This window comes from Clostridium lacusfryxellense, assembly GCF_018861735.1.
Taxonomy (GTDB): domain Bacteria; phylum Bacillota; class Clostridia; order Clostridiales; family Clostridiaceae; genus Clostridium_AD; species Clostridium_AD lacusfryxellense.
The window spans coordinates 1-12447 of record NZ_JAHLEB010000086.1; the positions used below are offsets into that span (position 1 = coordinate 1).

At 33.3% G+C, this 12447-nt stretch carries 14 protein-coding genes; all 14 read right to left on the bottom strand.

The window, feature by feature from the left end:
• Positions 1–54: 54 nt before the first annotated feature.
• The 14 genes from KPL55_RS24350 to KPL55_RS24415 all read right to left on the bottom strand — a co-directional run bounded on the left by KPL55_RS24350 (position 55) and on the right by KPL55_RS24415 (position 12213).
• Positions 55–510 carry a GNAT family N-acetyltransferase gene (locus KPL55_RS24350; RefSeq protein WP_216309355.1) on the bottom strand — a complete coding sequence of 152 codons (456 nt, stop codon included), beginning with the start codon at positions 508–510 and terminating at the stop codon, positions 55–57.
• A gap of 100 nt (positions 511–610) precedes the next feature.
• On the bottom strand, positions 611–1489 hold the full coding sequence (locus tag KPL55_RS24355; protein ID WP_216309356.1) for a carbon-nitrogen hydrolase family protein: 879 nt from the start codon (positions 1487–1489) through the stop codon (positions 611–613).
• 194 nt (positions 1490–1683) lie between these two features.
• Entirely contained in the window at positions 1684–2628 is a 945-nt protein-coding gene (locus KPL55_RS24360) for a S66 family peptidase (RefSeq protein WP_216309357.1), read from the bottom strand.
• 187 nt (positions 2629–2815) lie between these two features.
• Entirely contained in the window at positions 2816–3226 is a 411-nt protein-coding gene (locus KPL55_RS24365; protein WP_216309358.1) for a hypothetical protein, read from the bottom strand.
• Positions 3227–3341: 115 nt separating this feature from the next.
• On the bottom strand, positions 3342–4577 hold the full coding sequence (locus KPL55_RS24370) for an MDR family MFS transporter (RefSeq protein WP_216309359.1): 1236 nt from the start codon (positions 4575–4577) through the stop codon (positions 3342–3344).
• 65 nt (positions 4578–4642) lie between these two features.
• Entirely contained in the window at positions 4643–4969 is a 327-nt protein-coding gene (locus tag KPL55_RS24375; protein WP_216309360.1) for a TfoX/Sxy family protein, read from the bottom strand.
• Positions 4970–5205: 236 nt separating this feature from the next.
• A complete protein-coding gene (locus tag KPL55_RS24380; protein ID WP_216309361.1) occupies positions 5206–7071 on the bottom strand; it encodes a 3-keto-disaccharide hydrolase in 1866 nt (621 codons plus the stop codon).
• Between the two features lie 38 nt (positions 7072–7109).
• Positions 7110–7655 carry a sugar-binding domain-containing protein gene (locus KPL55_RS24385; RefSeq protein WP_216309362.1) on the bottom strand — a complete coding sequence of 182 codons (546 nt, stop codon included), beginning with the start codon at positions 7653–7655 and terminating at the stop codon, positions 7110–7112.
• Positions 7637–8710, bottom strand: a complete 1074-nt coding sequence (locus KPL55_RS24390; protein WP_216309363.1) for a PA14 domain-containing protein — start codon at positions 8708–8710, stop codon at positions 7637–7639. Before KPL55_RS24390 ends, KPL55_RS24385 begins: the two co-directional genes overlap by 19 nt.
• A gap of 155 nt (positions 8711–8865) precedes the next feature.
• Positions 8866–9660: an ABC transporter permease subunit gene (locus KPL55_RS24395; protein WP_216309364.1), complete on the bottom strand. Its 795-nt coding sequence runs from the start codon at positions 9658–9660 to the stop codon at positions 8866–8868.
• Positions 9661–9675: 15 nt separating this feature from the next.
• Positions 9676–10593, bottom strand: a complete 918-nt coding sequence (locus tag KPL55_RS24400; RefSeq protein ID WP_216309365.1) for an ABC transporter ATP-binding protein — start codon at positions 10591–10593, stop codon at positions 9676–9678.
• Positions 10594–10675: 82 nt separating this feature from the next.
• A complete protein-coding gene (locus tag KPL55_RS24405; RefSeq protein WP_216309366.1) occupies positions 10676–11251 on the bottom strand; it encodes a flavodoxin family protein in 576 nt (191 codons plus the stop codon).
• A gap of 99 nt (positions 11252–11350) precedes the next feature.
• Positions 11351–11737: an FMN-binding protein gene (locus tag KPL55_RS24410; RefSeq protein WP_216309367.1), complete on the bottom strand. Its 387-nt coding sequence runs from the start codon at positions 11735–11737 to the stop codon at positions 11351–11353.
• Positions 11738–11742: 5 nt separating this feature from the next.
• Complete coding sequence (locus KPL55_RS24415) at positions 11743–12213, bottom strand: MarR family winged helix-turn-helix transcriptional regulator (protein WP_216309368.1); 471 nt, start codon at positions 12211–12213, stop codon at positions 11743–11745.
• Between the last annotated feature and the right edge of the window lie 234 nt (positions 12214–12447).

A 12447-nucleotide genomic window follows, 5' to 3' on the forward strand; every position in this document is an offset into this window, starting at 1 on the left:
TGTTTTCTTATTGATAAAGTGAATTTATAGTGGTAATCTGACGTAAATCAGTTACTAGTAATAGAAATAAAACGCCTTTTCAATTAGGTATAATTTGACGTTTAACAGCAAAACTCTACTAATATGTAATATGTCCTTACAATAACTCAATGCTTGCCTTAATTCTTCTTTCGCATATCCTTTTTTTCTTTCAGACTTTCTTACAGAATATCCTATATGTCCACCATATTGTAGAAGATAATCATTTAAAAAATGCCTTATTTGTATCATTCCTACAATACAATTATCACTTTTCCTAATTGCTAATAATTGCGTTGCTGTAACTTTTCTTCCATCTACTTCTTCTGTTTCATTCAACAATGATTTTTCAATATATTCTTGTGGTGAATTCGTATTTCTTAAGAATCCTGTTCCATCCATTGATTCATAATTATAAATAAACTCATCTTTATATGAAAATATACCATCACAATATTCTATTGCTACTTTCTTTAATACTAAATCTTGCATAAAATCACCTCTTCAAGTTACTATTTTCTTTATTAAATTGGGATTAAGAAAGATACCATCTGTAATTAAGATTGCATTTTAATTTTTTACTTTCCTTTTACTATTTTCTGTAATCCTTCCTGATGAATGGCTCTTCAATACTTTCAGAAATAAGTAATTTGTATTTCTGAGGCTGGCGGTATGCGTTGCCATGTACTTCACGACTTCTATACTCTCTGATTTCATCAATAGGAAAATCAGCTATATAAATCCCCTCTCGTTCACCAGCTTCAATAATAAGCGTATCTCTTGAACCAAAGTCAAAAGGTCTGTACGCGATCCCATCAAATGCGGAAGAATGACCATTGCAATCAGGCTTGCCTTTTGGATAATTTACAGTTGCAATGCCCACCATATTTTCATATGCTCTTGTCCGCAACTGTGAAATGCGATTTATCTCCATAGGGCAAGCATTTGGTACTAATATAATCTCAGCGCCTTCTAGCATAAGAATTCTCGCACTTTCTGGGAATTCCCTATCATAGCAAATCATTGAACCTATTTTCACATTGCCTTGCGTAGTGTCTAAACTGACAACATAAAAATCATTGCCTGCTGTTAATCGGCATTCATCGCCAAAATCACAGGTATGTACCTTTGCATAGGTAAGTACATTGTTTCCAAAACGATCAAACAGGCAAAGGGTGTTCCTTGGTAATGGATCGTACTTTTCAAGAAAGGTTATGCCGATAGCCATATTAAGATCTTTTGCAAGTTTAGCAAATGAATTAACAAAATCACTATTAGCAGATACAGCGCTTGCTTTCAATTCAGCAATATCTTCAGGAATGTTATAGCCAACGCTCCACATTTCAGGAAACAATGCAATGTCTGCACCCATTTCCTTCGATTTTCTGCAATATTTCAATCCCTTTTGTATGTTGCCGTCTAAAGTATCTTCAGGCATAAGCTGTAATAAAGCTACTTTCAGATTTTCCATTGTAAAATCCCCTTTCAAATTTCTATTTATTGATTTATTTCACTTCTTTATATGTCATATTTTTTTATAAGTTATACATATCTCTCCAACCTATAAACGTCTTCAGGCATCAATGATATACCCTACAACTATCAAGTTTTACACTTTTTTCACTGCCCATTATAGACATAACATGTCCAATTCATCATTTATTACTAATGCCTTAGTATCTCTAATGAAACTGATGTATCTTTCGCTTTAATCTTTACAACCCCACCTACTGGAAATGTCACAAACGGTAACTCGTGCCCAAAATCCACATTAAAAATTATCGGAATGTTTTTAAGCTGTTTTTTTGTAGAAACTATTTTTTGCATGGTATGTATATCCATTTTGCAACTACTTTCAAAACGTCCAAATACTATACCTTTCACTCCGTCAAATCCTGTGGTTTGAACAAGTGATTGCAGATTTCTGTCAAATTCAACTGTGAAATAATCACCCATGCTATTGTTGTCCTCAAGGAACAAAATCTTGTTTTTTAAGTCAGGTATAAATTCTGTACCCTGCAATAAATTCATTGTACAAAGATTTCCACCTACAATTTCGCCCTCACAAGAACCCTCTTGAATTACATAGTATTCCTTTGCTTGCTCAGACGGCTCAATAAAATAAGCCCCAGATTTCATAAGGCATTCTTCAAAATAGTGATATGTATACTCAATATTATCAATACCATCATCATATCCTAAAAAAGCAAAAACCGCTCCATGATAAGTAACTAAACCTGTTTTTGCATAGATGGCATTAAGCAACGCTGTAATATCAGAAAACCCACATAAAATTTTAGGATTATTTTCTATGAGGGAGTAATCTATATACTCTAAAATCTGATTGACATTAGCCCCACCGTTACAAGCAATTATAGCTTTAACATTTTTGTCAAGAAAGGCATCATGTAAATCTTCAACACGAGATTGTATACTTGACGAATTTGTTTCATCAATTTCACGACTGTTTTTTGAAAAGGAAATTACAAAGCCCTTATCCGTAAGAAATTTTAGAGCTTTATCAAAAACCTCCTGATTAAGTCCACTCAAACTCCCAGATGGAGCAATTACCCTTATTTCCTCACCAATACTTAGATTGTTTGCAATCATTTGCTTTACCTCCATAATATAAATTTATCTTTTCAATAATTTATTCGAATGAATAATTATTCCCAAATCGTCTGATTCCCTTAGTAATTATTACAGCTGTTTACGACGAACTTATTTACAAGTTTGACATATCCCCATCCCCATAGGAATACCACCTGCCTGTTCAAGCGCCGGTGATAGAATGCACTTAATATCTCACATCTATACCAAAACATTCTTTTTTAATGTCAAAGCTAGTACAATTATTTGTCAAATATAAAGCCAAATGATTAGTGTGATTTCCTTCATTTTTCAACGTATCATTCAAGCATTCCATTGTATCGTCACATAAAATTAATTTCCAAATACGTTCCTCCTCCAAACGCAAAAACTGATTATATGACTGACTATATTCAGCTAGGAATTCTCCACCCAATGGTATAACAAAGGAATTGTTTAGTTTTTCGTTTATATCAGCATTGATAGTGAGACCAATAATCTCAGAGAATTTATTTAACTCCTCACTAAACTTATTGATAAAATCATTATTGTCCAAATACTCATTTCTTTCTTCAAATCTATACTTTACTTTGGTTGCTTTTCTTTTTTTAAAAAACATTATTCTACCTCCCATAAATTTTGCTTGTTTATAGTATTCATTTTTCCTTCTTCATTTAGGTACAATTAAAATAGATTATGCCTCACCAACACATTTTTTAAAATATACTAACATCTTACCTACTTAATTTTAGATATTCTTGCTTTATATTTTTTTCTGTCTTAATCTTAAGAACATACATTCCAGCTGCTCCAAATAGTGCCAATATGAAAACCAACGGCCATACAGCTTTAATTCCAAAGCCGTCCATATATTTACCCATAAGTGACGTACCAAGTGCCGCACCTATTGCAAAGCTTAATGATGTAACTGCATTGAATCTTGCTCTAAAATTTTGTGGAGTATTGTTTGCTATGTAAACTCCAAAATTCGTCACAACCATAATTTCACCTATTGTCCATATAAGCGTTGATAATATGTATAAAGGCATTGAATTGATAAATGTAATCATTCCAAACCCAACAGCAGTTAGGACTCCTGATATTGCTATTGAACTTAGTGGATGCCATTTCCTTATTTTATTAGTTATAAACATAGTCATAACAAGAACCGTTATTGCGTTAAAACTTATAAGAATACCATAATTTCTTGCGCCATTACTTCCAAAAATATGTTCTAACATAATAGGTAGCGAAAAGACATTTTGCGTGTATACAAAACTTAAAAAAATATTAATGATAAGAAAAATTAGAATTTTAGGACGTTTTAATAAAACTGTAAACACGTTACCTTCTTCACTTTTTTCTTCATTTGTGATAAATTTACTGTTATTATAATCTGGTAATGTCTCTTGTATATTAAGTGCTACTAAAATTACAGCTATGAGTGAAGTAATTGCATCCCCAATAAATATAAGCGGTATATAATGATTAAATAAGAATCCAGCTGCAAGTGGTCCAATTGCCGCTCCTAAATTTATTCCCAAATATGATATTGAAAATCCAATTTGCCTTTTTTCAGCTGGTAATACGTCTGTTATAATTGCTGACATAATCGGGCGCACTCCTCCGTTAAAAAATGAGGATATACAAACAAGTGTGATTATAATTTGAGGATTACTAACAAAAGCACAGAAAAAAAGAAAAAATCCTGCGGTCAATTGAAAGAAAATATACGATTTTTTTCGTCCAATATGGTCTGCAATTTTTCCTCCAGCAAAAGACCCTGGAATTGATGATAATGCAGTAAGCATTACTGCAAATCCAGCGTTCTCATAGTTAAGTCCCATTTTCTTAACTAAAAATAAAGTTAGAAACGGTAATACAAAATCACCAAACCGATTGGTAACTTGAGCTAAAAATATAATATATATACTTTTAGGTAATCCTTTGTATGTATCGAAAAATTTCAACTTTATCAGTCCCCCCATTTATAAGCCCTTGATTATCGTTTAACTATTTCTAAAGTCCAAATCTTTTATTTTTTTATCTTTTTCTTTTTTGGTTTTGCTTCGGGTAATTCTTCATACATTTCTTCTACCATTTGTTTTAACAACTCACTATTATCGACAATATCTACAGGTAACATTGGCTTTGCACCTTCATAAGGACTTTCAGAAATGCTATTAGGCATATAATGTCTACTTGCCTTAGTAATTTTCACCATAAAGCTTGTTCCGTAGCTTCCACCAAATATTCTACCTTTATAATAGAATAAGTAACCACCCATCATAGGTATTGATTTTATAAATTCCAATCCTTCTAATTGTTCCATTATGTATAAAGCTAATTCTTTGTTTGCCATATCAATCCCCTTTCAAATTTTGATATAAGGTGTTGTTGTGTATAATTCATATGTGATGCATTATACAAGTTATTTATTTTCATAGAGAGCTTCTTTAAAACATTTAATTAATTATACTATTATTACCGTAAATTGGATATAGGTGTAAATGTATCCAAGGAACAAAAGCGCCTACCTATTATTAATTAATATAGAATAAACCTTCGAACTCCACTTTAGAGTTCGAAGGTTTATATTTATTGTTTGAAACTATTTACAGAAACATTATCATATTTAGCATCTATATTCCATGTTCTAACCCCAATAGCTCCTGAGTTATAGCTAGTATCAAGTGTATCTATTACAGGAGTACTCATATCATCAACATACACCTTAATGCTTGAGCCTATTGCGATTACCTTCATGTGATGACTTTTAGTTATGTCAATTGGTATTGGTTTAAATAAAAGAGGGGTCCATCTTCCATTAGACTTACCCAATATTACACCACTATCAGTTCCAGTCTCTCCAGTACCGATGCCTGCATAATAACCGGTATAACTATCTACTCCAACACCAGGACTATTTGTCCTAAATAAGACACCTGAATTGGTATTAGATCCTGTATTACCTATTTTTATGTCTATTTCATAAGTAAAGTCAGAGAAGTTTGTATTATTGGCCATAGATTTCGCTCCAGAATTTGAGGCAACTTTATATTGCTTGCTTGTTATACCCCAAGTTCCTCCGAAGTTAGTCCATTTATCTTTGTTTAGCTTGTTGAAATTGTCACTAAAACTTTTACTAGGCTTAGGAGGATTTGAAATAATCGTCTTTCTAATTCCAACATCAATACCTTGTCCACCCAATATCTGATGACAGTGCACAGCAATAACATTATTAGCATTGGATAAAATAGCATCTTTACCTGCTTTATTCATCTCTAATGCTTTATAACCTGTAGTATAACCGGTTGCAGATGCCGCAAAAACTCCATTAATATAAATGTCACAATCATCATCATGGAAAATATCAAAGGACAGATTGCTTATATCCTTAGCAGTTGATTTTGCTGGATTAAAACTCTTACGCATCCATATATCACTTGTATCCCATGTTGTGGAAGTGGAAACACCTGTTGTTGCCTTGGTACCAAATCCACCCTGACCTGAACTCCAGGAAGTATCACTAAAGTTTGCTTTAAACCAATTAGCATCTGGAGTGGTTGTTGTGTACTTCCAGGTTTGGCTCTGATTTTTGGAAATAGGTAATATGTCAGTAAAAGATATCTGCTTATTAATGATTTTGTCATTAGACGCCTTAATCTTACTAACATCCATTTTCATTTTCCTATCATAAGTCATTAAGCCATTAACCTCGGTTTCAACATCAGTAATTTCAGTATATACCGCAGCACTTAGACCTTTATTGGTTTTGAAATCTATAAGGCTATTTGCAAAAGTATCGTATAAATTTGTTAATTCACCCGGGGTATCAACAATAATATAACTTGCTGAAATATCAGCATCCCACTGATGGTTTGGGATATTAAATCCAATGCCACCGTATTCACCACATACCCTAGCCTGAGTCGTACTATCAGGACATGCTGGTGGTGGATAACTATGAATGTCATAGATATCACCTGCATTATCGTATGGTCCGCCACTTCCCTGATTTATTAAACGTGATGAATCAAGTTTTGCAACTAATCCTGCAAGTCGTGCTGGGTCAAATTGACCTTGATTTTCATTAAATATACACCACATAATAATAGATGGATTGTTTTGAAGCTTTTTAACCATTCGTGTTAATTCTAGTTCATACTGATCAGTTTCTAATGTAGGTGGATTAGACATATATGAATTTTCTGAAGGCATATCCTGCCATACCATAATTCCTAGCTTATCTGCCCAGTAATACCACCGAGAAGGCTCCACTTTAATATGTTTTCTTACCATGTTGAAACCTAATGCCTTTTCCTTCTCTATATCAGACTTAAGAGCAGCATCCGTTGGTGCTGTATAAAATCCATCAGGCCAAAATCCCTGATCTAAAGGTCCCATTAGAAATGTAACCTTATTATTTAAAAGTATCTTATTAACTCCATTTATAACACTCATGGATATTTTACGCATCCCAAAATAACTATTTACTGTATCTAAAGTTTTGCGCCCATTTTTAAATCGACTTTAATATCATAAAGGAAGGGTTTGTCTGGAGACCATAACTTTGCATTTGGAACTTTAATATACAAAGTTGTATTGGCATTACCATTCACTGTCCCCACAACAGATTTTCCATCCTTAATTGTAGCTGTAACTGTAGTTCCTGTAGCTAATCCTAATGTGTTTACTGTAAGCTTTAAGCGTCCACCATCCACATCTGGTTCTATTTTCAAATTATTAATGCTAGTGGTGGCATCAACTGGTTCAATCCATACAGTCTGCCAAATTCCACTGGTAGATGTGTACATGATTCCCCCTTGATTTAATGTTTGTTTACCTCTAGGATTACCAGCTGCATCTGTTGGGTCGTATACTCTTACCATCAATTCTTGAGGTCCAGTACCTTTTATATATGGTGTCACATCATAGCTAAATGGGTCATAACCGCCTTTATGCACTCCAAGACTTTTCCCATTTATATAAACTTCTGATTCCCAATCAACAGCGCCAAAGTTTAATATTATCTTCTTGCCCTCCAATTTTTTGGTACTGTAAATGTTCTTCTGTACCAAGACCTATCGTAATGATCCATTATTCCCGATAGCGCGGATTCCATTGGATATGGAACAAGAATTTCTCTTGTTAAATCTTTTCCTTTAGGAACCACATCTGTAGCAGTCCCTTGCTGAAACTGCCATAAGCCATTTAAGTTCTTCCATTCTTTTCTTTGCATCTGCATTCTTGGATAATCAGGTAGAGCATTCTTAGGAGTTACATCCGATGCCCACTTTGTCACTAATGAGGCCTCCTGCTTTTTCCATCCTGCGTAAGAACTCACTGTCACAGTAGCAGTTGCTTGAACTGATGTATCTTTAACGTTTCCTGTTACAATAACTGTACCTACCTTGTCAAATATGGTCATATCGCTAAAGTCCCACGTAACAGCTAGTTGCTTTTGTGTATCATCGTTATAAATTGCAGTGACGGTACTTGGTAGTTTTGGGCGTGAATATTGATCACCACTGCCTGTTACTGGTTCTATAGATGATACTATAGGTATATTGCTTCCCTCCGGCTGATATAAACAATCTACTGGAACAACTTGTCTAACTTGATTCGAACTTGACCATCCTAGCTTTACATCAGCACCCCCAGTAGCTTGAAAGTATTCCATTTTAAAATCATATTTAGTGCCTGCTTTCAAAGTAATTGGCGCGCTAGTTTGAGGAATTTCCCAATCATTTACCCAGTGATCGATAACAAGTTTTCCATCAATCCATAATCTAAAGCCGTTATCTCCAACTAAATTAAATGTATAATTCTCATTATATTTAGGTTCAATTTTACCTGTCCATCTTACTGCACAAGCCTCGCTTTGACCAGTACGCTCTTTAAGTGTGCTTGTAAAATTATCATAGAAATTTATTGTTTCATCTGCATGAGTAGATACAAGAGTTGCAAAATCATAGGTCGTTGCTGATGTACTTTTATAATACTCTGCTTTTAAACCGTGATATGTCCCTACCACTGGGACAGTTTCTGCTTTTGCTTTGATTGGGTTTAATGTTAATATATTAGAAAAAACCATTGTCATTACAATACCTCCTCCTAAATGTATTTGCTTATGACAATTACAACATCATGAGATATTAAACGGCCTTAGCCCAATGAAATTGGGCTAAGGCCGTTTAAGTCAATTTTATTACTTTGGCTGTTGCTGCACCCTAAATTATTTATAATCTGGATTATTTAAATCAGCCTCTCAGGAATAAATTTAGAAGAAATCCTCTTTATTAATATATAATCAATTATTAGTAGAACTCCACCTGCTGCAATCATAATAATATTATTGAGCATAATTACTCCAGTCATTTGACCTACCAATAGAAGAACTACAGGAAGAACAAGAATCCCACTTACCTGCTGTGCTTCCTGAAAAGTTTTTGACTTTGCTGATACCATCACAGTTAATGTTAAGGATAAGAAATTAATAGCAGGTGAAATCCAAAGTATAATGATGAGCCATTTTATATCTGGAAAAATAATTCCTCCAAAATATATGAAACCGCCTATATTCATTACTATGCCAAAAGCAATAAATGAAAGCAAAGTTATAATATAGGATGGTATAAAAACACCTAAAATTTTTGCCCTTAGCAGTTGTTCCATTGATATCGGTGTATAAAGTAGTGTCTCCATTGTCTTATGTTCTTTTTCGCCTACTAAACTGCTGGCTCCCATAACCCCTGAGCACATTATGGGAATAATAAGAAAGTATGATGGAAACATATAATTCATAGTAATTTTTATTACAAATTGTGCAGGACTATATGCCTTATATTCAGAAGGCAATTTTTTTAGAAGAGGTCCGATCCCTTTTAAAACATCTGAAATATCCCCGATATAATGGACACCAATAATTAATGCCAAAGGTATGAGTACAGTGAGAACAATGGGCACAATAGCCATTGGCAGAATTACCTGCTTTGAACTTGTTATCTCATTTAAATCCTTTTTAATTAATGTTTTTTCAATTCTATTCATGTTACCCCCCCATTATTACAATAATGCACCGTCAGTTGTGCCTTTTATATACTTAAAATACAGTTGCTCCAGGGACCATTTCTGTTGCTGGACATCATAAATTTCTCCACCGCCTGCTATTATATTATATATAATAGCATTCACTTCAGTATCCCCTGAAATAGATTTACTATATATATTATGGTCTTCATGAGTAAGTCCTAATTTATCAGAAATGTTTTTTCCTCTGATTTTTAGTTGAAGACTTGCATTTTTTCTTGACGCAAGTTCATCAAAAGTACCGAAGCCAAGAATATCACCATTATCTATAAATCCATACAATGTGCAAATATTTTCAGCGTATTTTAACTGATGAGTACAAAGAAAGATTGTAACTTCATTTTCTCGGGCAAGTTCTTTTATAAGTTTTGAGACAGTAAGTGCATTTTCTGGATCCAAGCCGGAAGTAGGCTCATCAAGAAATAAAATTTGAGGATTATGAATAAGAGCTATCGATAGAGAAACTCTCTTCCTCATCCCTGTACTTAGAGCTTTAACCTTCCTATTTCTTACATCAAGTAATTCCAGTCTTTTTAAAATGAAATTTACGCGCTGCCTCAGAAGCTTTTCTTCCATACCATGCATTCTTCCAAAGAATATAAGATTTTGCTCAGTAGTAAGATTTTCATAGCAGAAAGAACTTTCAGTCATAACTCCACATAATCTATGAAGTTCAAGATTTTTCTCATTCACAGGCTTGCCTAAAATTTCAGCATGACCTGAGGATGATGAAAGAATTCCATTAAGAACTCTAACTGTAGTAGTTTTTCCTGAGCCGTTAGGACCAAGAAAGCCAAATATTTCGCCTTTGGGTATGCTCAAACTTATATTATTTAAAGCATTGGTCTTTCCGTCATAAGATTTTTTAAGATTCGATATATTTATTGCATCCATTTTTTTCACCTCACAATTATTAAACGTACAACAGGACAAAAAGTTCAAAAAAATTTATAATTAATATATCGAAAATTCACTCTTATTTTCTTATCAACTGTCGAGCAAATGACTTAGAATGCTCAATTTTATCATCCGTAATAAATTCAGATTTATACCCAAAATCTCTTTCAGCAAGCATCCCAATATATTTTAATTGAGAGTGCTTACAATACCGTTTTATGCCCTCTTCAAATAAGTCAGCTCCTACATCTGGTCTATAACCACAAGTAGTTATTATAGCTAACTTTTTACTGTTCCAAAGAGATGGACCTTTTTCATCACCATAATACTTATTCATTCCATACACCAAACGGTCTAACACTGATTTCATCGGAGGTGTACAGTACCATGAATAAATTGGTGTAGCTAAAATAATAACATCACAATCATATATTTTATCGAAAATCTCCTGCATATCATCGACATGAGGACATCCAAAAATTGTCCAGTCTTTTTGACAGTTTCGACAAGCAGTACAGGGTTCAATATGTTTATCATAAAGCCAAATCAAATCATATTGAACTTGTTGAAGTTCAAGTTCTTCAATAAACGGAGTTAATAATTTAGATGTATTTCCATTTTTACGTGGGCTTCCCACAAGAATAGAATATTTCATTTTGCACCTCCATTAATTTATTTCTCAAAAGAATAATTGGCTAATCAAATGTTATCTTGATGTAACTCATAACATCATAAATCTCCTTCCATCTAACTTCTATTTTAACAGAGCATTTTCTATTGATTTCAGATATGCTTTACTCGTAAATGTAGCTCCACTTATAATATCAATATCAGTATCTTGCTTTTCAATAACTTTGTTAATCAGCTCTCTAGATACTTCTGGTTTTTCAAAAACCACACTTTTAGCAATAGTAATTTGGATTATTCTTTTATTCTTTAAAGTAATATTTACTTCATTAGACCATCTTCCCCCATTATAATTACCTCTATAAACTCCATCTTTAAGTTGCGCCGGATTGATTGAGTTGATAATCATATTTTCCCCAGAATCTAATCCTCTTGTCATATAAAAAATAGTTCCACCAATAATTAATACCAATAAAAAAGTGACACCTAAAATAACTTTAATAATCATTTTCATACGAATTAGTCTCCCTCACTTTTATTATCCATCTCATTAATATTTAACTGCATCTTCTGCATCACCCTTCTTGCAACTTCTAATTCATCTTTTTCTATACCTTTAAACAATGTTTGTGTAAATGAAGTACCTTCCTCTCTAAGTTTTGTCCAAAAATCATTACTGCTCTCAGATAACTTAAGTCTAGTTACACGTGCATCCCTCTTATCCTTTTGTAAAATCAATAATCCCTTTTGTTCTAGCTTTAAAGCAACCTGTTTGACGTTCTGATGAGAACTTCCCATTTCCTTTGCAACTTCTTTCATTGTTGGTGGCGTGTCAAACAGATTTTCTATAATAACCGATAAAAACCATTGTTTTGTAGTTATCCCAAACCGTTTGAATTCTCTTTCAAGCATAGTATCTACCCGGTTAGCGACTATAAAGATTACTCCAAATAAATACTTCCTATCACTCATTTTTTCTACCTTACTCATAATTAACATCCTCTCGGCACTTCTAATATATTACAGATATAAGTAATATGTTACCTATAAATACAATATATTACCTTTTCATTTATTTGTCAATGTTTTAAATTAATAAAATTATTATATTTTAAAATCGAGTAGGAGCTAAATAATTAATTTATTTAGCGACCTCTCACACCACCGTGCGTACCGTTCGGTACACGGCGGTTCAATAAGAATTACCTAATCATAAATTTTTCA